Annotated in this window: 22 protein-coding genes and 1 pseudogene; 12 read left to right on the forward strand and 11 right to left on the reverse strand. The window is 74.4% G+C overall.

From position 1 onward, the window contains the following. Positions 1 to 3: 3 nt before the first annotated feature. The 3 genes from OG286_RS09685 to OG286_RS09695 form a co-directional block, all read right to left on the reverse strand. Complete coding sequence (locus OG286_RS09685; protein ID WP_405362239.1) at positions 4 to 1,035, reverse strand: TIGR03842 family LLM class F420-dependent oxidoreductase; 1,032 nt, start codon at positions 1,033 to 1,035, stop codon at positions 4 to 6. A gap of 167 nt (positions 1,036 to 1,202) precedes the next feature. After that, entirely contained in the window at positions 1,203 to 2,618 is a 1,416-nt protein-coding gene (hydA, locus tag OG286_RS09690; RefSeq protein ID WP_396319822.1) for a dihydropyrimidinase, read from the reverse strand. Positions 2,619 to 2,631: 13 nt separating this feature from the next. Then, positions 2,632 to 3,474, reverse strand: a complete 843-nt coding sequence (locus tag OG286_RS09695; RefSeq protein ID WP_396319821.1) for a nitrilase-related carbon-nitrogen hydrolase — start codon at positions 3,472 to 3,474, stop codon at positions 2,632 to 2,634. A gap of 408 nt (positions 3,475 to 3,882) precedes the next feature. On the opposite strand from OG286_RS09695, the gene OG286_RS09700 reads away from it, so the two are divergent. The 10 genes from OG286_RS09700 to OG286_RS09745 all read left to right on the forward strand — a co-directional run bounded on the left by OG286_RS09700 (position 3,883) and on the right by OG286_RS09745 (position 15,275). After that, positions 3,883 to 6,987, forward strand: a complete 3,105-nt coding sequence (locus tag OG286_RS09700) for a hypothetical protein (protein ID WP_405365044.1) — start codon at positions 3,883 to 3,885, stop codon at positions 6,985 to 6,987. A 46-nt stretch (positions 6,988 to 7,033) separates the two neighbouring features. Beyond that, positions 7,034 to 7,111, forward strand: a complete 78-nt coding sequence (locus tag OG286_RS09705) for a putative leader peptide (RefSeq protein ID WP_101948289.1) — start codon at positions 7,034 to 7,036, stop codon at positions 7,109 to 7,111. 189 nt (positions 7,112 to 7,300) lie between these two features. Next, a complete protein-coding gene (locus tag OG286_RS09710) occupies positions 7,301 to 7,864 on the forward strand; it encodes a cysteine dioxygenase (protein ID WP_396319819.1) in 564 nt (187 codons plus the stop codon). Next, positions 7,858 to 8,244 (forward strand): rhodanese-like domain-containing protein, encoded by a 387-nt coding sequence (locus tag OG286_RS09715; protein ID WP_405365046.1) that lies wholly within the window; start codon positions 7,858 to 7,860, stop codon positions 8,242 to 8,244. The genes OG286_RS09710 and OG286_RS09715 overlap by 7 nt, the downstream gene beginning before the upstream one ends. Positions 8,245 to 8,643: 399 nt before the next feature. Continuing rightward, positions 8,644 to 9,783, forward strand: coding sequence for an ABC transporter ATP-binding protein (locus tag OG286_RS09720; protein ID WP_396319817.1), 1,140 nt, complete (start codon positions 8,644 to 8,646; stop codon positions 9,781 to 9,783). After that, positions 9,773 to 10,441, forward strand: a complete 669-nt coding sequence (locus OG286_RS09725) for an ABC transporter permease (protein ID WP_396319816.1) — start codon at positions 9,773 to 9,775, stop codon at positions 10,439 to 10,441. The genes OG286_RS09720 and OG286_RS09725 overlap by 11 nt, the downstream gene beginning before the upstream one ends. Then, positions 10,438 to 11,115, forward strand: a complete 678-nt coding sequence (locus OG286_RS09730) for an ABC transporter permease (protein WP_405365048.1) — start codon at positions 10,438 to 10,440, stop codon at positions 11,113 to 11,115. Before OG286_RS09725 ends, OG286_RS09730 begins: the two co-directional genes overlap by 4 nt. A gap of 35 nt (positions 11,116 to 11,150) precedes the next feature. Further along, a complete protein-coding gene (locus tag OG286_RS09735; RefSeq protein WP_396319814.1) occupies positions 11,151 to 12,104 on the forward strand; it encodes an ABC transporter substrate-binding protein in 954 nt (317 codons plus the stop codon). Positions 12,105 to 12,346: 242 nt separating this feature from the next. Next, positions 12,347 to 12,946 (forward strand): hypothetical protein, encoded by a 600-nt coding sequence (locus OG286_RS09740; RefSeq protein ID WP_396319813.1) that lies wholly within the window; start codon positions 12,347 to 12,349, stop codon positions 12,944 to 12,946. 586 nt (positions 12,947 to 13,532) lie between these two features. Continuing rightward, entirely contained in the window at positions 13,533 to 15,275 is a 1,743-nt protein-coding gene (locus OG286_RS09745) for a glycosyl hydrolase family 18 protein (protein WP_405362231.1), read from the forward strand. 104 nt (positions 15,276 to 15,379) lie between these two features. On the opposite strand, the gene OG286_RS09750 is transcribed toward OG286_RS09745, so the two are convergent. The 5 genes and pseudogenes from OG286_RS09750 to OG286_RS09770 form a co-directional block, all read right to left on the reverse strand. After that, positions 15,380 to 16,675 (reverse strand): multidrug effflux MFS transporter, encoded by a 1,296-nt coding sequence (locus OG286_RS09750; protein WP_396319811.1) that lies wholly within the window; start codon positions 16,673 to 16,675, stop codon positions 15,380 to 15,382. Positions 16,676 to 16,809: 134 nt separating this feature from the next. Further along, positions 16,810 to 17,280, reverse strand: a complete 471-nt coding sequence (locus OG286_RS09755; protein ID WP_396319810.1) for a hypothetical protein — start codon at positions 17,278 to 17,280, stop codon at positions 16,810 to 16,812. Positions 17,281 to 17,596: 316 nt separating this feature from the next. Next, positions 17,597 to 18,475 carry an alkaline phosphatase family protein gene (locus OG286_RS09760; RefSeq protein ID WP_405362228.1) on the reverse strand — a complete coding sequence of 293 codons (879 nt, stop codon included), beginning with the start codon at positions 18,473 to 18,475 and terminating at the stop codon, positions 17,597 to 17,599. 183 nt (positions 18,476 to 18,658) lie between these two features. After that, positions 18,659 to 18,874: pseudogene (locus OG286_RS09765) on the reverse strand (DUF4343 domain-containing protein); the annotation flags it as partial. A 136-nt stretch (positions 18,875 to 19,010) separates the two neighbouring features. Beyond that, positions 19,011 to 20,201 carry an acyl-CoA dehydrogenase family protein gene (locus tag OG286_RS09770; protein WP_405362226.1) on the reverse strand — a complete coding sequence of 397 codons (1,191 nt, stop codon included), beginning with the start codon at positions 20,199 to 20,201 and terminating at the stop codon, positions 19,011 to 19,013. A 358-nt stretch (positions 20,202 to 20,559) separates the two neighbouring features. Here OG286_RS09770 and OG286_RS09775 point away from each other — a divergent pair, with 358 nt between their 5' ends. Further along, positions 20,560 to 20,880 carry a hypothetical protein gene (locus OG286_RS09775; RefSeq protein WP_396319806.1) on the forward strand — a complete coding sequence of 107 codons (321 nt, stop codon included), beginning with the start codon at positions 20,560 to 20,562 and terminating at the stop codon, positions 20,878 to 20,880. A gap of 191 nt (positions 20,881 to 21,071) precedes the next feature. Here the strand turns inward: OG286_RS09775 and OG286_RS09780 are convergent, their stop codons facing one another. Next, the gene (locus OG286_RS09780) at positions 21,072 to 21,380 is read right to left on the reverse strand and encodes an AzlD domain-containing protein (RefSeq protein ID WP_396319805.1); all 309 of its coding nucleotides are present in this window, start codon (positions 21,378 to 21,380) and stop codon (positions 21,072 to 21,074) included. Further along, positions 21,380 to 22,111 carry an AzlC family ABC transporter permease gene (locus OG286_RS09785; protein ID WP_396319804.1) on the reverse strand — a complete coding sequence of 244 codons (732 nt, stop codon included), beginning with the start codon at positions 22,109 to 22,111 and terminating at the stop codon, positions 21,380 to 21,382. Before OG286_RS09785 ends, OG286_RS09780 begins: the two co-directional genes overlap by 1 nt. A 231-nt stretch (positions 22,112 to 22,342) precedes the next feature. Here OG286_RS09785 and OG286_RS09790 point away from each other — a divergent pair, with 231 nt between their 5' ends. Next, the gene (locus OG286_RS09790; RefSeq protein ID WP_396320143.1) at positions 22,343 to 22,879 is read left to right on the forward strand and encodes a helix-turn-helix domain-containing protein; all 537 of its coding nucleotides are present in this window, start codon (positions 22,343 to 22,345) and stop codon (positions 22,877 to 22,879) included. Positions 22,880 to 22,930: 51 nt separating this feature from the next. Here OG286_RS09790 and OG286_RS09795 read toward each other — a convergent pair whose 3' ends face one another. Further along, entirely contained in the window at positions 22,931 to 24,925 is a 1,995-nt protein-coding gene (locus OG286_RS09795) for a cholesterol oxidase substrate-binding domain-containing protein (RefSeq protein ID WP_405365050.1), read from the reverse strand. Positions 24,926 to 25,000 lie beyond the last annotated feature (75 nt).

Raw genomic sequence — 25,000 nt, forward strand, 5'->3', positions numbered from 1 at the left:
CGGTCACTGACGGGTGTCTTCGCGCAACTGGGGGATGACGTCGGTGCCGTAGGCGTCGATGGTGGCTTCGACGGCGTCGTGCATGGCGTAGACGGCGAACTGGTCGACGCCGAGGGCGCGGAGCTGGTGGAGGCGTTCGCGTTGGGCCTCGACCGGGCCGATGAGGCAGAAGCGGTCGACGATCTCGTCGGGGACGAAGGCGGTGTCGGGGTTCCCGGCCCGGCCGTGGTGACTGTAGTCGTAGCCCTGGCGGCCCTTGATGTAGTCGGTGAGGGCGTCGGGGACGAGGTCGGAGTGCTCGCCGTAGTGGGTGACGAGGTCGGCGACGTGGTTGCCGACCATGCCGCCGAACCAGCGGCACTGTTCGCGGGCGTGGGCGAGGGCCTGCGGGGAGTCGTCGGGGGTGACGTAGGCGGGGGCGGCGACGCAGATGGTGATTCCGTCGGGGTCGCGGCCGGCTTCGGCGGCGGCGTTGCGCACGGCCTTGATCATGAACTCGGTGAGGTAGGGGTCGGCGAGTTGGAGGATGAACCCGTCGGCCTGGTGCCCCGTCAGGTTGAGCGCCTTCGGTCCGTACGCACCCATCCAGACGGGCAGCCGGGCGCCGGGGCGGACCCAGGGCAGGTGCATGTCGGTGCCGTCGACCTCGACGGTGCGGCCTTCGGCCAGTTCCTTGATGGCGTGCATGGCTTCGGAGAGCCGGGCGAGAGTGGCGGGGCGGCGGCCGGCGACGCGCATGGCGGAGTCGCCGCGGCCGATGCCGCAGACGGTGCGGTTGCCGTACATGTCGTTGAGGGTGGCGAAGAGGGAGGCGGTGACCTCCCAGGTGCGGGTGGAGGGGTTGGTGACCATGGTGCCGACGGTCAGCTTCGTCGTCTCGGCGAGGATACGGCTGTAGATGACGAAGGGTTCCTGCCACAGGACGCAGGAGTCGAAGGTCCAGCCGTGGGTGAAGCCGGCCCGTTCGGCGCGGATCATGCGGTCGATGAGCAGGCGGGCGGGCGGGTCGGTCTGCAGGACGAGGCCGATGTCCATGAGGGCTCCAGGGGCTTCGGGGGCGGGGAGGTGTGCCCGGGAGGTGCCGGGCTCCGGGCCCGGGCGGGCGTGCGGCCGGGGCCGGGTGGGTCTGCCGGACCGGGCGGGTGTGCCGGGCCTGGGGCCGGAGAGCCCGGCCCCGGGCGGCGGCGGAGGTCGGACCGGGGTCAGACCAGGTACTGGCAGGTGTCGCGGCGCAGGAAGGTGCCGTGGCCGGCGCGGCCGAGCCACCGGCCGTCGTCGAGGACGACGGCGCCTCGGGAGATCACCGTCCGGGCGCGGCCGGTGAGTCGACGGCCTTCGTAGGCCGAGTAGTCGACGTTCATGTGGTGGGTGGCGGCGGAGACGGTCTGCACGGCGGTGGGGTCGTAGACGACCAGGTCGGCGTCGGCGCCGGGGGCGATGGTGCCCTTGCGCGGGTGGAGGCCGAACATCCGGGCCGGGGTGGTGCAGGCGATCTCGATCCAGCGGCGGCGGGTGAGGTGTCCGTCGACCACGGCCTGGTGGAGGAGGTCCATGCGGTTCTCCACGCCGGGCAGGCCGTTGGGGATCTTGGAGAAGTCGCCGCGGCCGAGCTCCTTCTGGCCCACGTAGCAGAACGGGCAGTGGTCGGTGGAGACCACCTGGAGGTCGTTGGTGCGCAGGCCGCGCCAGAGTGCGGCCTGGTGTTCGCGGGGCCGCAGCGGGGTGCTGCACACGTACTTGGCGCCCTCGAAGCCGTCGGCGCCCTCCTCGGCGAGGTTGTCGGTGGAGAGGAAGAGGTACTGGGGGCAGGTCTCGCCGAAGACGTTGTGGCCGTCGTCGCGGGCGCGGGTGAGTTCGGCGAGCGCGGAGGCGGCGGAGACGTGGACGACGTAGAGGGGGCTGCCGGCGACCTGGGCGAGCTTGATGGCGCGGTGGGTGGCCTCGGCCTCCAGGAGTTCGCGGCGGACTTCTCCGTGGTACCGGGGGGCGGTCCGGCCGGCGGCGAGGGCCTGTTCGACCAGCACGTCGATGGCGATGCCGTTCTCGGCGTGCATCATGATCAGCCCGCCGTTGGCGGCGCCGCGCTGCATGGCGCGCAGGATGCGTCCGTCGTCGCTGTAGAAGACGCCGGGGTAGGCCATGAAGAGCTTGAAGGAGGTGGACTCGCCGGAGTCGACGAGGGCGTCCATCTCCTTGAGGACGCCGTCGTTGACGTCGGAGACGATGGTGTGGAAGGCGTAGTCGACGGCGCAGTTCCCGTCGGCCTTGGCGTGCCAGGCGTCGAGGCCCTCGCGCAGGGAGCCGCCGACGGGCTGGACGGCGAAGTCGACGATGGTGGTGGTGCCGCCCCAGGCGGCAGCGCGGGTGCCGGTCTCGAAGGTGTCGGAGGCGGCGGTGCCGCCGAACGGCAGCTCCATGTGGGTGTGGGCGTCGACGCCGCCGGGGATGACGTAGTGGCCGGTGGCGTCGATGACGGTGTCGGCGGTCCAGGCGAGGGCGGCGTCGCTGCCGGTGGCGGCGAGGGCCACGATGCGTTCGCCCTCGACCAGGACGTCGGCGTGGAGTTCGTCGGCGGCGGTGATGACGAGGCCGCCACGGATGACGGTACGGGTGGTCACGGTGCGGCCCCTCTCACGCCTCGGTCAGGGGCCCGTAGGCCTCGGGGCGGCGGTCGCGGTAGAACGCCCACTGCCGGCGGACCTCTTCGATGAGGTCGAGGTCGAGGTCGCGGACGACGAGCTCCTCCTCCTTGTCGGAGGCGACGTCGCCGACGAACTGGCCGCGCGGGTCGACGAAGTAGGACGTGCCGTAGAAGTCGTTGTCGCCGTACTCCTCGGTGCCGACCCGGTTGATGGCGGCGACGAAGTACTCGTTGGCGACGGCGGCGGCGGGCTGTTCGAGCTGCCACAGGTAGGCGGAGAGGCCGCGGCTGGTGGCGGAGGGGTTGTAGACGATCTGGGCGCCGGCCAGACCCAGGGCGCGCCAGCCCTCGGGGAAGTGGCGGTCGTAGCAGATGTAGACGCCGACCTTGCCGACGGCGGTGTCGAAGACGGGCCAGCCGAGGTTGCCGGGCTTGAAGTAGTACTTCTCCCAGAAGCCCTTGACCTGGGGGATGTGGTGCTTGCGGTATTTGCCGAGGTAGCGGCCGTCGGCGTCGATCACGGCGGCGGTGTTGTAGTAGACGCCGGGCTGGTCCTCCTCGTAGACGGGGACGACCACGACGAGGCCGAGTTCGCGGGCGAGGTCCTGCATCCGGCGGACGGTGGGGCCGTCGGGCACGGCCTCAGCCCAGCGGTAGTGCTCGGGCTCCTGGACCTGACAGAAGTAGGGGGCGTTGAACACCTCCTGAAATCCGATGATCTTCGCACCCTGGGCGGCGGCCTCACGGGCGTACCGCTCGTGGAGGGCGATCATCGTCTCCTGGTCCCCGGTCCACCGGGTCTGGACGAGGGCGGCGCGGACGATCTGCGACATGGGTACCTCCGCAACTCCGTGGCCCGGCCGGGGGGGTCGGGCCTGCGGTCTGAGGGTTGACGGGGCGGTTCTGGCTGCGGGTTCACACGTGTGCCGGCCAACGCATCTACGTGCGTAGAACGTGGTGCGTAGACCGTAGGCCCGGCCTCGGTGGCCTGACAATACGTCGGACGCATCGCGGCTGGGGCGGTCTTCTCACGCGGACACGCAGGGTCGAGTAGATGGGATGAAACGGTCATCTACCCCGCTAGGACTCTCCTTACTCATCCGGGTGAATCCTGTGCGGGGTACTGCGTATCGGGGTAGTACGCGCCATGATGCTGCTCCGGTACGTCACCGGGCAGTGGCCGACAGTGATCCGCGCCGCCCCGGGCGGCCGGGTCCCGGGGGGTGCACGGGGAGGTGGTCGTGGTGGCGGTGTCCGAGGAGCTCTCCGCGTCTGTTCCGCGCCGCCCGGTGCCGCCCTGGGCCGGCCTGCTGCTCGCGCTCGGCGTGCCGGTGCCGCTCGCACTGGGGTGGCTGCTGTACCGCCACTGGGCCCCCGCCGTACGGGGCGTGGCCCTGGAGCTGGCCGGCACCCGGGCGGCCGCCGAGGCCGTGGCCGGCGGGCAGCTCCCGGCGTACCGCTCGGCCCTGGCGGCCGGCTGGTGGCTGCTCGGCGGCTGCACCCTGACACTCGCCGCGGCCGGGCTGCTGGGCCGGTACGTGCTCACCCGGCCGCACTGGCGGCTCACCGCGCTCGCCTGCGGCGGCGCCGGGCTGCTCGCGGGTGCCTGCGGCCTCACCGGGAACGCACTGCTGGGCGCGGGGCTGGACGGGGTGGACGCGGCCGGCTCCGACGCCCTCTTCGCCGCCGCGTCCGCGCTCGCCGCCGTCAGGTGGCTGCTGCTCCTGCCGGCCGCGGCGATCGCCCTGGTCATCGTCGGCGTCACCCTCCACCGTGCACTGCGCGCGCTGCTGCGCCACCCGGCCGAGGCCGCCGCCGATCCCCCCGATCCCCCCGTGACCCCCGGGGCGCCCGCACTGGTCCCGCCCTGGCCGGTGGCCACCGCCCGCGGCGGGCACTGGCCGCCCGGCCGCCGCGCGGGCCCGCCGCTCGACCACCGCGCCCGCTGGCGCAACGGCGCCGTGGTGCCGCCGGGCCGGGAGCACGCCCGGCTGGGGTTCTGCGTCTCCGGCGGCGGCATCCGCTCCGCCTGCATCACCCTCGGCGCCCTCCAGGAGCTGCGGCCCTGGCTGAAACAGGCCCGCTACCTGGTGTCCGTCTCCGGCGGCGGCTACACCGTCGGCGCGCTGCAACTGGCGCTCAGCGACGCGGCGCCCGGCGGCCCGGTGCACGCCGTCTCCGGCCTGACGGCGGACGACGTCCTGGAGCCCGGCTCCCCGGAGGAGGACCACCTGCGCCGGCACGCCAAGTACCTGGCGGACGGCGCCGGGCAGTGGCTGGTCGCCCTCGGGACGCTGCTGCGCGGCCTGGTCGCGGCGCTCACCCTGCTGCTCGCCACCGTCCTGGTGATCGGTCTCGGGCTCAGCCGCTTCTACCACCTCGTGCCGCTGGCCGACCTCGGCGGCCTGGCCGCCGCCGGCCTGCGCACCGGCGGGGCCGGCGCGCCCGGCCCGCTCACCGTCCGGGCGCCGGCCCTACTGGCGCTGCTCGGGCTGCTCGCGGCCGCCGTCGCCTGCTGGCTGCTCTGGCTGCTGGCCTTCTCGCTGCTCGGCTGGAACACCCTGCTGCCGCGCGCGCTGCGCCGGCTCTCCCACGGCGCGCTGGCGCTGGCGGCGCTGCTGGCCGCCGGCGTCCTGGTGGTGCCCGGGCTCGCCTGGGGCGCGGTCCGGCTCCAGGCGGCGCTCGCGGTCGGCGCCCGGCAGACCGGCGCGGGCATCAGCCTCACCGTCCTGCTCAGCTACCTCGCGGTGCTGCTCGGCATCCTCTGGCACGGGCGCCGGGCCGTCGAGCAGGGCGCGGCGGCGCTCGGCGGGCTGGTGCACGGCGCCGGCCGCATCGGCGGCGGGATCGGCAGCCGGATCGCCGAGTACCTGCTCGTCTGGTCGGCGCTGGCCACGCTGTCTGCGGGCGCGCTGCTCGCCCTCGGCTGGGCGGTCGCCACCGGGCACGCCTGGCCGGCCGCCGCCCAGGTGCTGCTGCCGCTCGTGCTCGGATCGGTCGGGCTCAACCTCGACCAGACCTGGATGGGCCTGCACCCGTTCTACCGGCGCCGGCTCGCCTCCGCGTTCGCCGTCCGCCGCTCCACCGAGGACGGCGAGGTGCTGGCCCGGCCGTACCACTTCTTCCGCGAGCAGACCCGGCTCAGCCACTACGGCGCCCGGCACCCCGGCTTCCCGCAGGTGGTGTTCGCGGCGGCGGCCAACCTCTCCGGCAACTCCCGTACGCCGCCCGGGCGCCGGGCCGTCTCGTTCACCTTCTCGTACGACTACGTGGGCGGGCCGGACGTCGGCTACGCCCGGACCGACCTGCTGGAGCGGCGCACCCGGCGGCACATCGCCCGGGACCTCACCGTGCAGTCCGCGATGGCCGTCTCGGGCGCCGCGTTCTCCTCGGCGATGGGGCGTCAGTCCCGCGCCTACCAGGGCCTGTTCGCGGTCACCAACGCCCGGCTCGGCAGCTGGCTGCCCAACCCGGCCGTCCTCGGACCGCTCTGGGCACCCGACCGCGACTGGCGGCGCGCGCCGCAGCCCGCCGTCCGCCGGCTCCCGTACCAACTGCGCGAGCTGTGCGGGCGGTTCCCGATGGACGGCCGGTTCCTGCTCACCACCGACGGCGGCCACTACGAGAACCTCGGGCTGGTCGAGCTGCTCCGGCACGGCGTCCGCACCGCGGTCTGCATCGACGCCAGCGGGGACACCTCCTACGCGGCCACGCTGGCGGCGGCGATCACGCTCGCCCGCGAGGAGCTGGGCATCACCATCACCCTCCACGAACCCGAACTGCTGATCCCCGGCAGCGCGGACGGGCAGTCGCTGCACGGCCTGGCGGCACGCCTGGCCGAGCGTCTCTCCGCACGAACGGTGATCACCGGGTCCATCCACTACCCGGACGCGCTCACCGTCCCGGACGAGAACGGCGAGAACGGCGGGGGCGGCGAGGACGGCGAGCGCTCCCGCGGCGGGAGCGGGGGCGGCGGGAACCTCGGCACGCTGATCGTCGTCCAGGCCGTGCTGACCGCCGACATGCCCTACGAGCTGCATTCGTACGCGGTGGCCAACCCGGCCTTCCCCAACGACTCCACCAGCGACCAGTGGTTCGACCACCGGCAGTTCGACGCCTACCAGACGCTGGGCCGCCACCTGGGCGAGCAGGCCGCGCCCCTGATCAAGGCGGCACTGGCCGGCACCGGCCCCGGTGCGCCCTCCCCCGCGCCGCCGCCCCCGGGCGCAGCGGCGCCCACCGTGCAGCCGGGCACCGAGCAGAACGCCCCGCCGAACAACCCCCACGCCCCGCCGCACGTCCCGGCGCCGGCCCCGCCCGCACCCCGGAGCGCCACGCAGGGGTGACGGACTCGCTTGACTCGTGCCCTTCCCGTCGGGAAGGATCCGGCGCATGGACTCCGGCACCACTCTGGTCTGCCGCCTGCACGTCGATCTGCGACGCCAGGCGAGTTCCATCTGTGCCTGTTGACCCTGCCTTTCCCCGCCGGTCCCACCCTGTGACGTCTTCCAGGGCCCGCACCGCGCACCCGCACCCGCATTCCTGACGCGCCCCGCCCGGCGCACCCGTGCCCGCCCGCTCGTCCGCGGCACACCTGCATCCGCGCCCGGGCACGGCCACCCGCCCTCCGCTCGCTCCGCCTTCCCCGAGGACGCCCACATGAGCCTGGACCTCGCAGCCGACGCCGCGGCCGACATCGCAGACACCACGACGTCCACCACCACCGCGACCGCGGTGGCGGCGCCCGCCGCCGCCGAGGAGACCCGCGCCCCGCTCACGCCCAACGCCCTGCGCACGATCGTCCGCGAGCTGGCCGAGCAGCCCGACCGGTGGATCCAGCACGTCCGGCTCTCCACCGACGAGCGCTGGTACCGGCGGCTGGCGGCCGACGAGGACCACGAGGTCTGGCTGATCAGCTGGCTGCCGGGCCAGTCCACCGGGTTCCACGACCACGGCGGCTCGCGCGGCGCTTTCACCGTCGCGCTCGGCGAGTTGGAGGAGCTCTCGCTCCGCGGGCCCGAGCAGGGCCTGCTGATCCGCCGGGTGCCGGCCGGCACCGCCCGGGCGTTCGGCCCCGAATACGTGCACGACGTCCGCAACACGGCCTCAGGGCCGGCCGTCACCCTGCACGCCTACTCGCCGCCGCTGAGCTCGATGGCGCACTACGACCTGCGGGCCGGCGGCCTGGTCCGCACCTCGCAGGACGGACCGGAGCAGTGGTGACCACGATTGACGACCTGGTGGAGCGTGCCCGCGAGGGCGTCCACCGGCCCCGGGCCCGGGAGGCCTACCAGGCGCAGCTGGACGGCGCGCTGCTGGTGGACATCCGGCCGGCGGCGCAGCGGGCGGCCGAGGGGGAGATCCCGGGGGCGCTGGTGATCGAGCGCAATGTGCTGGAGTGGCGGCTCGATCCGACCGGCAGCCACCGGATCCCGGAGGCGGCGGGGTACGACGTGGAGGTGGTCGTGGTCTGCTCGGAGGGCTACGCCTCCAGTCTGGCCGCCGCCTCGCTGCGCGAGCTGGGGCTGCACCGGGCGACGGACCTGGACGGCGGTTTCGTCGGCTGGGCCGCCGCGGGGCTGCCGACCCGGCCCGGCGGCTGAGGCCCCGGGTCCGGCCGGACGGGGCCGGGCTCAGCCGGGCTCGACACGGCGGGGCCGCCGGACGCGGCCCGAGCGGGGCCGGGGCCACCGTGGCCGTCGGCCCCGGACCGGCCGGCCCCACCCCACCGGCCCCACCAGCCTCACCAGCCGGTCGTCCGGCGCCGGAGAGGCCCGCCCGAGTGGTACGCCGGAGACAGGAGATGATCCAGGTCATAGTCTGATCGGAGTTTCCGCCGGTCCGATGCTGGGCAGCCACGCGGGCGGAAGAACGTCCGGGCAGTTGATATGACAGACCGACGGATGCGCTACGCACCGTCAAGTGTCGACAAACCGCCACCGACCGACAGACCGCCACCATCGGCGCCGCCACCCCGGGGCACCGAGACGAGGAAACTCCCCGTGATCAGATTCGACGGCGCCGGCAAGCGCCACCCCGACGGCACCATCGCCGTCGGGAGCCTGGACCTCGACGTCCCCACCGGCCGGATAACCGTGCTGGTCGGCCCCTCCGGCTGTGGCAAGACGACCCTGCTGCGCATGGTCAACCGGATGGTCGAGCCGACCTCGGGCCGGGTGCTGCTGGACGGCACGGACGTCGCCCAGCTGGAGCCCGCCAAGCTGCGCCGCGGCATCGGGTACGTGATCCAGCAGGCCGGGCTCTTCCCGCACCGCAGGGTGATCGACAACATCGCCACCGTCCCCTACCTCCTCGGCTGGGACCGCAAGAAGGCCCGCGCCCGGGCCGCCGAGCTGCTGGAGCTGGTCGGGCTGGCGCCCGAGACCGGCAAGCGGTACCCGTTCCAACTCTCCGGCGGCCAGCAGCAGCGCGTCGGCGTGGCCCGCGCCCTGGCCGCCGACCCGCCGGTCCTGCTGATGGACGAGCCGTTCAGCGCCGTCGACCCGGTGGTCCGCGCCGGGCTCCAGGACGAGTTGCTGCGGCTCCAGTCCGAGCTGCACAAGACGGTGCTGTTCGTGACGCACGACATCGAGGAGGCCGTGCGGCTCGGCGACCAGGTCGTCGTCCTGCGCGAACAGGGCCGGATCGCCCAGCTCGCCGACCCGCACACACTGCTCACCGCACCCGCCGACGACGGCGTGGCCGCCTTCCTCGGCCGTGACCGCGGCCTGCGCGGCCTCGGGCTGCGCCCCGCCACCGCCGTCACCGTCCGCCCGGTGTCCGACGGACTGCGCTACGGCGGCTGGGAGTTGGCACTGGACGACGAGCGCCGCCCGATCGGCTGGATCGACCGCGACGCGGCCACCGCCACCCTGCACCCGGTGGCCGGCTACCGGCCCGAGACCGATACCCTGCGCAGCGCGCTCGACGCCACCGTCCTCTCCCCCGCCGGGGTCGCCGTCGCGCTGGACACCGACGGCCGGGCCACCGGGACGGCGAGCCGCGAGGCCGTCCTCACCGCGCTGGCGGCGGCGCCCGCCCCCGCGAAGGCGGCCCCCCGGCCCCCGGCGGACGGAACCACCTCGATCCCACCGGACGGAGCCACCTGGACCGCGACGGACGGAGTCGGCGGTGGACGATGAACCGCTCGTCCGCTGGTACTGGATCGGCGACCACCTCGGCTACCTCGGCGACCTGCTCGCCGACCACGCGGTGATCGCCCTGCTCCCGGTGCTGATCGGCCTTCTGCTGGCCGTCCCGCTCGGCCTGCTCTGCGCGCGCTTCCCCCGGCTCTACCAGCCGTTCGCCGCCGTCTTCAACGTCGTCTACGCGCTGCCCTCGGTGGCCGTCTTCGTGCTGCTCATCCCCTACACCGGGCTGGCCACCCAGGCGACCGTGATGATCCCGCTCACCTTCTACGCCGTGGCCGTCCTGCTGCCGACGACGGTGGACGGGCTGCGCGCCGTCCCCGAACCGGTCCGGCAGGCGGCGACCGCGATGGGCTACGGGCCGTGGCACCGGCTGGCCGCCGTCGAACTGCCCGCCGCCGTGCCGTACCTGGTGGCGGGGCTGCGGGTGGCCGCGGTCTCCAGCATCTCGCTGGCCAGCGTCGGCGCGCTGATCGGCCGCGGCGGGCTGGGCTACCTGTTCATCGACGGCTTCCAGCGCACCTTCCCGACCCCGATCGTGGCCGGCATCGTGCTGATCGTCCTGCTGGCACTGGCCGTCGACCTGCTGCTGCTGGGCGCCCGGCGGCTGCTCGCGCCGTGGGCCGTCCGGGAGAAGGGGGCCGTCCGGTGAACTGGTTCTCCTGGCTGGGGGACTTCTTCTCCTCCCCGGACCGCCGCAGCGGGCCGGACTCCATCGCCCACCGCGTCACCGAGCACCTGCTGCTCTCCGGCGAGGCGCTGCTCTGGGCGGCCCTGCTGGCCGTCCCGCTCGGCCTGCTGATCGGTTACACCGGGCGCGGCGCGGCCGCCGTGACCTCGCTGGCCGGCGCCGCCCGCGCACTGCCCACGCTCGGGCTGGTGACGCTGGCGGTTCTGCTGGCCGGGGTCGGCGACACCGCCGTCCTGGTGCCGCTGGTCGCGCTCGCCGCGCCGCCGCTGCTGGTGGCCGCCGTCGAGGGGGTGCGCGGCACCGACCCGGACGTCCGGGACGCGGCGCGCGGCGTCGGGCTGACGCACCCGCAGGTGCTCCGGCAGGTCTGCCTGCCCTCCGCGCTGCCCACCCTGCTGGCCGGCTTCCGGACCGCGACCGTCCAGGTGATCGCGACGGCCACGGTCGCCGCGTACGTCGGCCTCGGCGGCCTCGGCCGCTACGTCATCGACGGGCTCGCCACCCGGAACTACGCCGTCACGGCGGGCGGCGCACTGCTGGTGGTGCTGCTCGCGGTCGGCGTCCAGCTCTTCTTCGCCCTGCTCGCCCGGTACGCACTCCCGCCCGGGCTGCGTGCCCAGCGCCGGGCCGACTGATCCTCGTTCACGCACTCGAAAGGACACACATCACCATGTCGACTTCCGCACGCGGCAGAAGCGGCCGCCGGGCCCTGGCTCTCGCCACCCTCGCCGCGCTCGCCCTCGGCGCCACCGCCTGCTCCTCCTCCGGCGGCGACCCGCTCGGCGGCGGCTCCTCGTCGACGGCCGCGTCCGGCGCGGGCGGCTCCGCAGGCTCCGGCTCGACCGTGGTGGTCGGCTCGGCGAACTTCCCCGAGAACGTGCTGCTCGGCTCGATCTACTCGCAGGCGCTGAAGGCCAAGGGCGTCAAGGTCGAGGAGAAGTTCAACATCGGCAGCCGCGAGGTGCTCTACGGGCAGCTGCAGAACGGCAGCCTGACGGTGCTGCCCGAGTACAACGGCGCGCTCCTCACCTACCTGGGCGGCACGGCGTCCTCGCCGGCCAAGGAGGACGTCAACGCCGCGCTGGCGAAGACCCTGCCGGCCTCGCTGGGGCTCCTGGACTCCTCGCCCGCCGAGGACAAGGACACCCTGAGCATCAGCCAGGAGAGCGCCGACAAGTACAACCTGAAGAGCATCACCGACCTGGCCGCCAAGGCGGGCGAGTTCACCATCGGCGGCCCGCCGGAGTTCAAGTCCCGCCAGGAGCAGCCGCTCAAGGACGTCTACGGGCTGACCTTCAAGGAGTGGAAGCCCACCGGCGAGACCACCGCCAACGCGGTCAAGGACGGCTCGATCCAGGTCGGCAACGTGTTCTCCACCGACCCGAAGATCGCCCAGCTGAAGCTCGTGCCGCTGACCGACCCGAAGGGCCTGTTCGGCGCGCAGAACGTCACGCCGCTGGTCAACAAGGCGGGCGTGGACGCCACCGCGACGGCCGCGCTCAACGCCGTGTCGGCCAAGCTGGACACGGCGGGGCTGCTGTCACTGATGCGGAAGGTCGCCATCGACAAGGAGGACCCGTCGGCGGTGGCCAAGGAGTGGCTGAAGACCAACGGGCTGGGCTGAGCCCGGTCGGGCCGGGCCCGGCAGGTGCGGGGCGGCTCCGGGGGTGATCCCCCGGGCCGCCGCGCTCCCGCTTCCGCCGCCCGCGCCGTCGCCCCCGTGCTCCCCGACGCCGCTACCGGCGCCTGCCTCCCGCTCCCGTGACCCCTGCCCCGTCCGCTCCCGTCCCCCACCTGCTTTCCCGGGCCCCTTTCCCACGTCTGAGGATCTTCCCTTGGGCGGCGCGAACATGACAGTGTGGCGGAATGCGCACTCGTCTCCTCGCCGCCACCCTCACGGCGTTCGCCGCGGTGAGCCTCGCCGCCTGCTCCAGCTCGGGCTCCGGCACCACCGCGACCGGCGCCTCCGCGAGCGGCACCCCCACCGCCCCTGCCGCCACCACGCCCGCCTCCGGCGCCGCGAGCGCCCCGGCCACCGGCGACACCACCGCGCCGCCCACCGCGACCACGCCGGCCACCCCTACCCCCGGCGCCCCCGACGGATCGTCGCCCGGAGCGGCCTCGTCGCCCGGCGCCCCCGATGCCGCCGAGACCCCGGCGCCGCCCAAGCCCGCCCCGCCGACCGACGCCGGACTGCCCGCCAAGCCGGGCGACGACGTCACCGCCAAGCTGGTCACCGCACTGAACGCGATCGACCCGGCGATCGTCGGCGGCAAGCCCGACCAGGCCGTCGACCGGGCCCGCAACCAGTGCCAGTCGATGTACCAGTTCCCCAAGGACCGCGCCAAGCTGGTCGAGCTGGCCAACCAGCGCTTCACCGCGCCGGACCACCCGCAGGGCTTCGGCGCCGAGAAGGCCGAAAAGATCCTCGATGCCCTGCGCGCCACCCTCTGCCCTCCGGCCTGATCGGCCCGGATCCGCACCCCTCGTGCAGCCCGGTGTCCTGAGCGCCGGGCGGGCCGTGGCCGCGCGCGACGACCTGCGCGCAGCCACGGCACACCACACCCCCGCAGGGTTCGAACTCCCCTGCAGGGGCGACAAGGACGGGTGCACCGCCGACGGGCTCCGACCACGGCAGTGACGAACGGGAGGCCTCCTGGATTCCAGGAGGCCTCCCGTCTGCTGTCCGCTGACGAACTGTCAGGAGTCTTGACAGGGGACTGGTCTAGTCCAATCATATGCATGTCGATCCGACCGGGATGCACTGTGGGGGTGTGACCACCGGCGGCTGAGGCCCTGCCCTGCCCTGCCCTGCTCCGCCCCCGAACGCGTACGCGTGCCCGCGCACCGGCACGCCCGCCCCGCCACGGCTCCCGCACGCCCCCACCTCCGCACGTCGGCGAGACCGCACGTCGGCGATTCCGCATGCCGGCCGCACCTCACGTCGGCGACTCCGCACGTCGGCAACCGGGAAAGTCGGCGCACCGGCACTCCCGCAGCGCAGTTCAGCAGTTCACCAACGTCCTGCCCCACCAAGTCTGTCGGAGAAACCATGCGTCTACGCAGAACGATCCAGGCCGCCCTGACCGCCTGTGCCACGCTGGTCGCATCGGCCGGGCTGGCCGCCGCCGGCACGGGACCGGCCGAGGCCGCGACCCCGCTGCCGAGCCGGGTGTTCGCCCCGTACTTCGAGTCCTGGACCGGCCAGAGCCCGGCCGCGCTGGCCGCCCAGTCCGGCGCCAAGCACCTGACCATGGCGTTCCTGCAGGCCGCCACCAAGGGCTCGTGCACCCCGTACTGGAACGGCGACACCGGGCTGCCCGTCGCCCCCTCCTCCTTCGGTACCGACATCGCCACCATCCGGGCGGGCGGCGGCGACGTGATCCCGTCCTTCGGCGGCTACACAGCCGACAACACCGGCACCGAACTGGCCGACAGCTGCACGGACGTGAACCAGATCGCGGCCGCCTTCGAGAACGTCATCACCACCTACGACATCAGCCGGATCGACCTCGACATCGAGGACAACTCGCTGACCAACACCGCCGGCATCGACCGCCGCAACAAGGCGATCAAGCTGGTGCAGGACTGGGCCGCCGCCAACGGCCGCTCGGTCCGGTTCTCCTACACGCTGCCGACCACCACCGGCGGCCTGGCCCCCAGCGGCCTGGCGGTGCTGAAGAACGCGGTCGGCAACAACGCCCGGATCGACGTCGTCAACCTGATGACCTTCGACTACTACGACAACGCCGCCCACGACATGGCCGCCGACACCCAGACCGCGGCGACCGGCCTCTACAACCAGCTGGCCAAGCTCTACCCGGCCAAGACCCCCGCCCAGCTGTGGGGTTCGATCGGCATCACCGAGATGGTCGGCATCGACGACTTCGGCGCGGCCGAGACCTTCACCGTCGCCAACGCCACCACGGTGTACAACTGGGCCGTCTCGAAGGGCATCAACACGCTCTCCTTCTGGGCCCTCCAGCGTGACAACGGCGGCTGCCCGGGCACCGGCGGCCGGGACGACTGCTCCGGGATCGGCCAGGGCACCTGGGACTTCACGCACATCTTCGCGCCGTTCACCGGCAACACCCCGGTCGGCAACGACTTCTCGGTCGCCGTGAACCCGAACTCCGGTACGGTGACCGCCGGTTCGTCCACCAGCGCGACCATCTCCACCGCCGTGGCGGCCGGATCCGCACAGAGCCTCAACCTCACCGTCACCGGCGCCCCCTCCGGCGTGACCGCCACCGTCACCCCCGGCAGCGTCACCGCCGGCGGCACCGCCACCCTCAACATCACCACCACCGCCGCCACCGCAGCGGGAAGTTACCCGCTGACGATCACCGGCAACGCCCCCTCCGGCAGCCACACCGGCACCTACAACCTGACCGTCACCGGCGGCACCCCGCCCGGCGGCCTGGTCAACGGCGGCCTGGAGACCGGCGGCCTCTCCCCCTGGACCTGCCAGAGCGGCGGCGCGGCGGTCTCCACCCCGGCGCACTCCGGCTCCTACGCCCTCCAGGCGGCGGCCGGCGCCGGCCAGACCGGCCAGTGCGCGCAGACCGTGACGCTCAAGCCCAACACCTCGTACACGCTGAGCGGCTGGGTGCAGGGCAACTACGCCTATCTCGGCGTGAGCGGCGGCGCCACCGCCGGCACCTGGGCCAACGCCTCGGGCTGGACCAGGCTGGCCGTCCCGTTCACCACCGGCGCCTCCGGCACCGTCACGGTGTACCTGCACGGCTGGTACGGCCAGGGCAACGTCTACGGCGACGACTTCGCCATCGCCTGACCCTGCCGGTAGGGCCCGTCCCGCAGTGACCGGCCACCCCGCCGGGGGTGCCGCGACCACCCGTCGCGGCGCCCCCGGCGGCGCGTCGGCGCCGGCCGCTCCCCTCAGCCCGCCGACGCGGGCGTCGCACCGGCCGGCACCGGCTCGCGGCGGCAGAGCACGAGGCAGGAGCCGGCGGCGAGGAGGGCGCAGACGAGGACCACCGTGGCGAGCAGGACCGCCGACGGCCGGCCGCCCAGGCTGCTGAGCGGGGCCACGAGCGCGCCGCAGAGGAAGTTGCCGGTGCCGAGGAGGGCCGAGGCCGAGCCGGCGGACTGCGGCGGGACGAGGCTGAGGGCCTGGGCGGCGGTGTTGGGGAGGATCACGCCGAGGCTGCCCATCAGCACGAACAGGGCCGGGCAGACCCCGGCCAGCCCGACGTCCCAGACGGCGGTGACCAGGACCAGGGCCACCCCGGCGGTGACCGCCGCGCAGAGCCCCGTGAGCATCAGGGCGCCGGCGGTGAAGCGACGTGCCAGCACGCGGCCGTTGAGCTGGGTGACGCCCACGATGGCCAGCGAGTTGAGGCCGAAGAGCAGGCTGTAGGTCTGCGGCGAGACGTGGTAGACGTGCTGGAGCACCACCGAGGAGCCGCTGATGTAGCCGAACAGCGAGCCGAAGGCGAAGGTACTGGTCAGGACGAGGCCGAGGAACGGCGGATCGCCGAGCAGCCGGCCCATGGTGCGCAGCGTGCCGGTGAGCCCGCCGCGGTGGCGGTCGGCGTGCGGCAGGGTCTCGCGCAGGGCGGCGAGGGCGATCAGGGTGAGCAGCAGGCCGAGGGCGGTGAGGGCGCCGAAGGTGCCGCGCCAGGAGGTGACGCGGAGCAGTTGCGCACCGAAGAGCGGGGCGAGGATCGGTGCGAGGCCGGATATCAGGCTGATCGAGGCGAGGAAGCGCAGCATGGCGACGCCCTGGAAGCGGTCCCGGGCGATGGCGCGGCCGATGACCAGCCCCGCCGCGCCGGCGGCGCCCTGGACGAAGCGGGCGGCGACCAGGACGGGCAGGGTGGGGGCGATGACGCAGACGACGCCGGCCACGGTGTAGACGGCGAGTCCGGCGAGCACCGGCGGGCGGCGGCCGAAGCGGTCGCTGAGCGGTCCGAAGATCAGCTGGCCGGCGGCGACGCCGAACATCGAGGCCGTGAGGGTGAGCTGGACGGCGGCCGGTTCGACGGCGAGGTCCTCGGCGATCGCGGGCAGGCCCGGCAGGTAGAGGTCGGTGGTGAGCGGGCCGAGGGCGACGAGGCCGCCGAGGACGGCGACGGTGGCGCGGCCGGGGGCACTGCCGGTGCGGCCGGAGCCGGCGGGGCTGGTGGAGGCGGTCGACGTCTCACCGGCGGGGCCGGCGGTCGGACCAGGCATGGGGCTCCTCACGGGGCGGGCGCGGGTTTGTCCTCGCTCCGTCCTACCCCGGCGGACCGGGCTCGCGATACCCGGGGACGGCCGCGCGGCTCACCGCCGCCCGGCCGGGCCCGTCGCCCGGCCCGTCGCCCGGCTCAGTGCTTGGGCTGCCGCCCCGCGCGCTGGGCGGCCTGGACGGCGGCGCCGTCCTGCCAGGCGTACAGCTGGTTGCCGGTCAGGGTGACGTTGTAGTGGCCGCAGGTGCCGGTGACCTTCGTGGTGACGCCCGCCGGGAACCAGCCCGCCTTCAGTGCGGCCGGCGCCGGCCGGGCGCTGCGGCCCGGCTCGACGGTGTTGCAGCCGGCGGGCAGCCGGCCGTCCGGAAGGGTGGCGCTCAGCAGGCGGTCGTCGCCGGTGGTGGACATCAGGTACCGGACGGAGGACGCGTTGTCGGGCAGCCAGGCCGGCGTCGCGTGCCGGCCGGCCTTGGCGTCGCTGCCCGTGGCGTAGGTGACCTGCTCCTGGTGGCGGCCGTCGTACCACTCGGAGACCCGCGGGCCGACCGCGACGGCCGCGACGGCGACGGCCATGCCCGTGCCCGCGATCCCGAGTGCGACCTTGCTCACGATGCCGTTCATGCCCCGCCCTGCCCTCTCCTGTTCGGTACCACCGCTGCCGGTGTCCGCAGTGCCTGCCGCTCGTCCGGCCGCGCCGTGCCCGTCCGCCGCGTGTTCGCGGTCCCGTGCCGGGCGGCGGTGCCGTCCGGTCCGTCGGGGTGACTCCATCCTGACCCGCCGTGGACAGCCGGGGCGTCACCTGGAGGTCGCGACCCTCCCTCCGACCGTAGGGGGACGGTCTCCCCCTTCAGGGGGACACACGGCGCCCCCGCCTCAGGGTTCCCCGGGACGGGCGATCCGCCCGGCGGGCCCGTTGAGGGCGCTCTCAGGCACCTGCCGGGACGGGCCTGGCCACCGGGAACGGGCGGCCGTCCAGCGTCCAGTGCGGGTCGATGGGCCGTCCGAGGGACGCGTACACCTGGGCGGCGACGTCCGGGTGGCGGATCTCTCCGACGGGCGGGGCCGCAGGGATGCCGGGACCGGCGCAGGCCACCCAGGCGGTGCGCTCCTCGGGGGTGCGGCCGCCGTGGCCGCCGGGGTCGACGTGGCCGTGGTCGGTGACGACGATGACCGTCCACGCCTCGTCGGCGTGGCCGGACCGGCCGCGCACGGCGTCGAGCAGCCGGCCGAGGCGCTGGTCGGCGGTGCGCATGGACGCCCGGTACTCCTCGCCGCAGCCGAGGAAGTGGGCGGTCTCGTCGACGGCGCCGAGGTAGACGAAGGACGCCTCCGGGTCGGCGGTGGAGAGGACGTGCACGGCCTCCCGGGTGACCTCCTCGTCCACGGCCTCCCACGCCTCGGGGGTGTCCTCGGCGGGCGCGACGTAGGAGAGGCGGCCGGGGGCGCGGAACAGCGGGCCGCCGGACTCGTTGATCATCAGCGGGTCCCAGCCGGCGGCGACGAAGGTGCGGCGGCGGTCCTGCCGGGCCAGGCGGGTGGCGAAGTCGGGGAAGACGTCGAGCCGGTTGCCGGCCAGGTGGTTGCCCCAGACGCCGTGCTTGGCGGGCTCGACGCCGGTGACGATGGTGGCCCAGCAGGGTCCGGACATGGTGGGCGTGGACTCCGCCACCGTGACGGGGGCCAGGAACCCGGCCTCGGCCACCTCCGCCAGCCGCGGCATCGGGACCTGCTCCAGCAGGTCGTACCGGACGCCGTCGATCCCGACGACGAGGACCCGGGGTCGGGGCGGCGGAGGCATGGACATGTGGGGGTTCCTTTCGCGGTGCGCCCGGCCGCACCCTCACAGGCGCCGCCGACCGCGACATGCTGCACTGCCCGGGGTACCGACCGGTGTCACCGGAGGGAACGGCGGGTGTCCGGACGGCGGCGGGTGGAGCGTCGGGCGACGGCGAGCGAACGGGTGACGGATGCCGGCGTCTGTCATCCGTCAGCCGTCAGCCGTCAGCCGGACGAACCGCCGGTCGGCGGGGCGCAGCGCGGCCACCGGGCCGGCCGCGCGCAGGACCACGTCCAGGACGCGGGCCGGGTCGGCCGCGTAGGAGTGGGCGAACCACGGCATGTCGGCCTCGACGACGGCCCAGCGCTCGGCCGCGTCGTACGGGTCGAGCAGCGGGCCGACGTCGAGGGCGACGGCGCTGGGCAGGGCCAACTCCTCGGGCCCGGTGGGGCGCCAGAGGGTCGTGGTCGGGGAGGTGAGGGGCGTCCGGCTGGTCATGGGGAGGGACGGTGGCCGGGCCGACGTCGGCCCGGCCACCGGATTTTCGGGGGCGGAGCGGCGGTCAGCGGTAGGCCGACTCGCCGGTGATGGCCTCGCCGAGGACAAGGGTGTGGATCTCGCTGGTGCCCTCGTAGGTCAGCACCGACTCCAGGTTGTTGGCGTGCCGCAGCACCGGGTACTCGGTGGTGATGCCGTTGGCGCCGAGCACCGTGCGGGCGCTGCGGGCGATCTCCAGCGCGGCGCGCACGTTGTTGAGCTTGCCGAAGCTGACGTGGGCCGGGCGGGCCGCGCCCTCGTCCTTCAGGCGGCCGATCCGCAGCGCGACCAGGTAGGCCTTCTCCACCTCCAGCATCATCTCGACCAGCTTCTGCTGGGTGAGCTGGAAGCCTGCGATCGGGCGGTCGAACTGGACGCGGCTCTTGGCGTAGTCGAGCGCGGCGGTGTAGCAGTCGCGGGCGGCCCCGACGGTGCCCCAGAGGATGCCGTAGCGGGCCTCGTTGAGGGAGGAGAGCGGTCCGCGCAGGCCGGTCACGCCGGGCAGGACGGCGTCGGCGGGCAGCACGACCTCGTCGAAGGCCAGCTCGCTGGTGACCGAGGCGCGCAGCGAGAGCTTTCCGTGCACGTCGGTGGCGGTGAAGCCGGGGGTGCCGGGCTCGACCAGGAAGCCGCGGACGCCGTCCTCGGTCTGCGCCCAGACGACGGCGACGTCGGAGATGCTGCCGTTGGTGATCCACATCTTGGAGCCGGAGAGCACCCAGTCGGCGCCCTCGCCGGCGCCCTTGCGGCGGGCGCGGGTGCGCATGTTGGCCGGGTCGGAGCCGAAGTCGGGCTCGGTGAGGCCGAAGCAGCCGATGAGTTCGCCGGCGGCCATGCCGGGCAGCCAGCGCTGTTTCTGCTCCTCGGAGCCGTAGGCGTGGATCGAGCGCATCGCCAGCGAGCCCTGGACGGAGACGAAGCTGCGCAGCCCGGAGTCGGCGGCCTCCAGCTCCATGCAGGCGACCCCGTAGGCGACGGCGGTGGAGCCGGTGCAGCCGTAGCCGTCGAGGTGCATGCCGAGCACACCGAGGGCGCCGAGTTCGGGGGCGAGTTCGCGGGCCGGGAAGACGCCGCGCTCGAACCAGTCGGCCAGGTGCGGGCGGATCCGCTCCTCGGTGAACTTCCGTACGGTGTCGCGGATCAGTCGTTCCTCGTCGGTGAGCAGGTCACCGACGGCGAGGAGGTCGGCCGGGTCGATCCGGGGCTGCTTCGCCATCGAAGCTCCTTGTCGTCCTTGTGGTCTCGGCGGGTACCGGTCCGGGCCGGTCGCGCTCCCGCTCCGGGGCCGGCGGGGGTACCGGCCGCGGCGGGTACCGGCGAGTATTCCGCACGCGGCCGGGCTCCGGGCGGCCGGAGGCGAGGGAGTGAGCATGTCCACAGTCGACCGGCTGACCACGGAGGAACCGTCGGACGCCACGGAACCGGCGGACGCCACGGGACCGGAGGCATCCCGCGCCCGACCACGCTCCTCGTCAGGGCGCTCACACCGGCGGCACTTCCCGCCGAAAGGCCTCCCCCACCTCGATAGGATGATCGCTTTCGCAGGCTCCGGCAGCTGAAGTGAGGGGTGGGCCATGACGCGCTGGGCACTGGTCGTCCAGGAGACCGAGGGCGCCGGCAACGACCGGATCTGGGGCACCAACGTGCTCGCCGAGATCGAGGGCACCCGCGAGGAGGCCCTCGCCGAGCTGAAGCGGCTCGTGCCGACGTACACGCCGCAGCACCCGTTCAACAGCCGCCAGCGCACTCTGCTCCGGGACGGCGACACCTACCTGCTGATCTCCAAGGGCAGCATGCGGGACTACCACTGCGTGTTCAAGGTCTGGGAGCTGCTCTGGGACAGCAAGCGGCCCGAGATCCAGCAGGAGCGTCTGACGGAAGGCGCCACCGGCTGAACCCGGGCCTGCGCCCAGGCGGTCGGCCCCGAGGGGCCGCCCCGCCCGACAGCGGCCGGGACGGTGCGCCAGGTCAAGGCGGTCCGCCAGGGCGGGACGGTGCGCCGGGTCAAGGCGGTCCGCCAGGGCGGGACGGTGCGTCACGAGGGCGGGCCAGGGCGGCGGGCCGCACCCTGGCCGTGGGCGCCGCGTCAGGCGATCCCGCAGAGCCGGAGCACCGCCGTGGTCGCTGCGCCCGCCACCACCACGACCGGGAACGGCGCGCGGCGCAGCGCGAGCAGCCCGGCGACCAGTACGCCGGCGGGCCGGGCCCAGCCGGCGAAGTCGTGACCCCGGGTGAGGGCGCCGGTGGCGACGAGGGCGACCAGCAGCACGGCGGCGGCCACGGCGAGCAGGTGGCGCAGCCGGTCGGAGAGGGTGAGCCGGTGACCGAGGGCGGGACCGGCGATCCGGAAGGCGTAGGTGCCGGCGGCCAGCAGGAGGACGGCGAGCAGGGGCATCAGCGGACCTCTTCGGCGATCGGCACGGGTGCCTGACCGGCGGGCTGCTCCCCGGCCGGGCGGGCCGGGCCCCGGCCGGCGAAGACCAGGCCGAGGAGGGCGAGCAGGACGGGCAGGCCGGCCGGCAAGAACGGGGTGGCGGCGACCGCGACGGCGGCGCCGGCCAGGGCGGCGGCGCGGGTGCGCGGGTCGGTGAGCGAGGGCAGGACGAGCGCGAGCAGGACGGCGGGGAAGGCGGCGTCGAGCCCGAGGGCGTCGGTGTCACCGATGAGGCCGCCGGCGGCGGCGCCGAGCACGACGGCGGCGTTCCAGACCACGAACAGGGCGACCCCGCAGAGCCAGAACGCGGCCCGACGGCGGCGCCGGTCGGGCTGGAGCAGGGCGAAGGCGACCGACTCGTCGGTCAGCAGCTGCGCGCCGAGCAGCCGCCGCCACCAGGGTCCGTCGAGGACGCCGGCGACGGTGAAGCCGAACGGCAGCAGGCGGGCGTTGAGGACCAGGCCGGTGGCGACGGCGGCGAGCGCACCGCCGCCGGAGAGGACCACGCCGACGGCCGCGAACTGGGAGCCGCCCGCGAAGACCAGCACGGACATGGCGATCGGCACCCAGGGCGGCAGGCCGCCGGAGACGCTGATGGCACCGAAGGAGGCACCGACCAGGGCGTCGGCCACGCAGACCAGGGCGATGTCACGCAGCGTGGAACGGTCGAGTGTTCGGAGGAGCGAACGCATGTCCAGTAGAGTGAACCCGATGGCTGTCGTTCGTCAAGGCGAACACATGGACCTGTGGAGCGAACGCGGATGAGTGTGGGCAGCGGCGGAACCGGCCCCGGCGGCGGCAGCGGAGCGAGCGGCGCCGGCGGGGCGGGCGCCCGGGGGACGGCCACCGGCGCGAGCGGCGCAAGCAGGCCGGGCGGCGGCTCGGGCGACAACGGCGGGCCGTCCACGTCCGGTTCGGAGCTGATCGGCCTGATCTCCGCCTCGATCCGGCGCGAGCGCGAGCGCGTCGGACTCTCGATGGCCGAGCTGGCCCGGCGGGCCGGGATCGCCAAGTCCACGCTCTCCCAGCTGGAGTCCGGCGCCGGCAACCCCAGTGTGGAGACGCTCTGGGCGCTCGGCGTCGCGCTGGACGTGCCGTTCAGCCGGCTCGTCGACCCGCCGCGGCCGGTGGTGCGGGTGATCCGGGCCGGCGAGGGGCCGGTCACCCACTCCGAGCGGGCCGACTACGCCGCCACCCTGCTGGCCTCCTGCCCGCCCAACGCCCGCCGCGACATCTACCGGATCGAGGCGCAGCCGGGCGAGACCCGCGCCTCCGATCCGCACATGCCGGGCACGGTCGAGCACCTCCTGATCGGCGCGGGGCGTGCGCTGGTCGGCCCGTCGGAGGCGCCGGTCGAGCTGGGCCCGGGCGACTACGTGAGCTACCCGGGCGACGCCCCGCACGTCTTCCGCGCGCTGGAGCCCGGCACACTGGCCGTGATCGTGATGGAGCACGTCTGACCGGAGCGGCGCTCCCCGCCGCCGGGCGGCCCGCGCCGGATGGACCGACCGTCAGTTCGTCAACAGCCGGTCCAGGAAAGGGTTTCCGAAGACCCAGTGCGGGTCGTGGCGATCCAGTACGGCGATCGCCTCGTCCCAGCCGGGGCCGCCGCCGTCGCGGTGGCTGGCGGGGATGACCCGGCCGAGCACGTCCGGGTCGGCCCAGGCGGCGTCGGAGGTGTAGGCCCAGCCCTTGGACCACTCGACGCGCAGGCCGGCCCGGGTGCCGTCGAAGGTGCGCAGCAGGAACTGTTCCAGCTCGCGGGCGAAGCTGTGCAGCCCGGGCGTGCCGGGGAAGGCGAGGACGTCGAGCCAGACGGCGGTGTCCCATTCGGGCCGGTCGGGCCGGGGGCGCAGCGCGGAGAGCAGTGGCGGCCGGGCGCCGGGGACACCGCAGGCGGCGGGGTCGTCCAGGCCGGTGACCCGGATCTCGACCGCGCCGTTCACCGGGAACTCGCCGCGCGCCTGGTAGTCCGCGAGCAACTGCCGGTAGCGGTCGGCGAACTCGGCGAGCACCCACTGGAGGTCGGCGCGCCGGGCGAGGACGGCGTAGCCGTTGGCGGTGACCCGCAGGGTGGTGGGGCGGACGTACTGCATCAGGGTGCGGGAGGGGCCCCAGAGGTCGGAGCGCAGGCCCCCGGCGAGCAGGTGGGTGAGCACCTCGCCGGTGAGCAGGTCGCGGATCAGACCGCCGGAGAGCAGGACGTCGGTGAGGTCCCCGGTGAGCCCCACCGTGGCTACCAGGTATTGGAGTTGGCCGAAGAGCGGGGCCGACGACCAGGAGCCGGCGACGAGTTGGCCGGCGAGCCGGGCGACCGGTTCCGGGATGTTGTCGGAGAAGGGGTAGTTGTACGGTTCCTCGACGGCACGGGAGGCGAACGGGCGCTCCGGGGCGACGCTCCAGGTCTTCAGCCAAGGGCGGTCCGTGTAGGCGAACCAGATCGCCTCGGCACGGCCGTCGCGCTCGACGAAGTCGGCGAAGGTGCGCGGTCGGCGGCCGAGGGGGCCGGAGGTGCCCGGGCGGGCGAAGAGTTCGCTCGCCGGGATGTCCAGCCGGCTGACGCAGCGCAGCTGCCGGTCGGCGCCGGCCCGGAGCACCACCTCGGTCAGGAAGGCCCGGCCGAGGTGGACGAGGAACGCGGCGCTGTCGGCCTCGGCGCGGTCGAAGGTGCGCAGGGTGTAGCGGCCGGTGCCGGGGTCGTGGACGACGGCGGTCAGCCGGGTGACCTGGTTGCTCAGCGAGCCGTAGCCCTGGCCGTCCGGGCGGGTCTCGCCGGCGGCCGGGGCGGCGGTGCCGTGGCCGCCGATGGCGAGCACCCCGCCGACGGTCAGCTCGCCGGGCGCGGGGCAGTTGGCGACGCCGAGGCCGCGGCCGGCCAGGTGGGCGAGCAGGTCCTCCATGGTGGCGCCGGTCTGGACCCGGACGGTGTCCGGCGAGTCGGCGGTGATCGCGGTGAGGTGGCGGGTGGTGTCGAGCAGCAGGAGGCGGGCGCTCTCGGGGGTGCCGTCGGCGACGGTGAGCGGGGCCCAGGTGTGCCGGTGTCCCTGGGCGCGCAGCCGCCAGCCGTTGGCGTGGGCCCAGTCGGCGAGCAGGGGCACCTCCTCGGGGGTGCGCGGGGCGCAGGTCCAGAGCTGGTCGGTGCGGACCTCGCCGGACCAGTTCTGGTAGACCCGCTGGTACAGCTCGGTACCGGCGGGCAGTCCGGGCGGCGCCGGGGTGACGGCCTGCGCGTGGTCCGGGCCGATCGTGCCGCGCAGCAGCCAGGCGGCCCCGCCGAGCGCGGCCGAGGCGCCGAGCAGTTCGCGCCGGCTCAGGCCGGTGCTGCTCCTGCGATCCCTGCGGGGCCCGTTGCCGTCGGCGCCGTCGTGGCGTTCGCCGTCGTGGCGTTCGCCGGTGTGGTGCCCGCCGCCGTGGCGTTCGCTGTCGTGGCGTTCGCCGGTGTGGTGCCCGCCGCCGTGGTGCCCGCCGCCGTGGTGCTCGCCGCGGTGGTGCCCTGGTGCTGTCATGCCCGCCCCCTGCGTGGCGACGGGTGCCGCGGGCCGCGCGTCCTGCGCCGCACGCCGCACGCGAGCGCCGTCGTG

It is taken from the genome of Kitasatospora sp. NBC_00039, from assembly GCF_045160625.1.
In the GTDB taxonomy this organism is placed as follows: Bacteria; Actinomycetota; Actinomycetes; order Streptomycetales; family Streptomycetaceae; genus Kitasatospora.

What these genes read in the sequence shown, in the direction of transcription:
- OG286_RS09750 (WP_396319811.1), bottom strand. Translation starts at nt 16,675, where the DNA reads ATGCCTGGTCCGACCGCCGGCCCCGCCGGTGAGACGTCGACCGCCTCC.
- OG286_RS09775 (WP_396319806.1), top strand. Translation starts at nt 20,560, where the DNA reads ATGACGCGCTGGGCACTGGTCGTCCAGGAGACCGAGGGCGCCGGCAAC.
- OG286_RS09710 (WP_396319819.1), top strand. Translation starts at nt 7,301, where the DNA reads ATGAGCCTGGACCTCGCAGCCGACGCCGCGGCCGACATCGCAGACACC.
- OG286_RS09770 (WP_405362226.1), bottom strand. Translation starts at nt 20,201, where the DNA reads ATGGCGAAGCAGCCCCGGATCGACCCGGCCGACCTCCTCGCCGTCGGT.
- OG286_RS09740 (WP_396319813.1), top strand. Translation starts at nt 12,347, where the DNA reads ATGCGCACTCGTCTCCTCGCCGCCACCCTCACGGCGTTCGCCGCGGTG.
- OG286_RS09735 (WP_396319814.1), top strand. Translation starts at nt 11,151, where the DNA reads ATGTCGACTTCCGCACGCGGCAGAAGCGGCCGCCGGGCCCTGGCTCTC.
- OG286_RS09685 (WP_405362239.1), bottom strand. Translation starts at nt 1,035, where the DNA reads ATGGACATCGGCCTCGTCCTGCAGACCGACCCGCCCGCCCGCCTGCTC.
- OG286_RS09780 (WP_396319805.1), bottom strand. Translation starts at nt 21,380, where the DNA reads ATGCCCCTGCTCGCCGTCCTCCTGCTGGCCGCCGGCACCTACGCCTTC.
- OG286_RS09785 (WP_396319804.1), bottom strand. Translation starts at nt 22,111, where the DNA reads ATGCGTTCGCTCCTCCGAACACTCGACCGTTCCACGCTGCGTGACATC.
- OG286_RS09705 (WP_101948289.1), top strand. Translation starts at nt 7,034, where the DNA reads ATGGACTCCGGCACCACTCTGGTCTGCCGCCTGCACGTCGATCTGCGA.
- OG286_RS09695 (WP_396319821.1), bottom strand. Translation starts at nt 3,474, where the DNA reads ATGTCGCAGATCGTCCGCGCCGCCCTCGTCCAGACCCGGTGGACCGGG.
- OG286_RS09760 (WP_405362228.1), bottom strand. Translation starts at nt 18,475, where the DNA reads ATGTCCATGCCTCCGCCGCCCCGACCCCGGGTCCTCGTCGTCGGGATC.
- OG286_RS09745 (WP_405362231.1), top strand. Translation starts at nt 13,533, where the DNA reads ATGCGTCTACGCAGAACGATCCAGGCCGCCCTGACCGCCTGTGCCACG.
- OG286_RS09795 (WP_405365050.1), bottom strand. Translation starts at nt 24,925, where the DNA reads ATGACAGCACCAGGGCACCACCGCGGCGAGCACCACGGCGGCGGGCAC.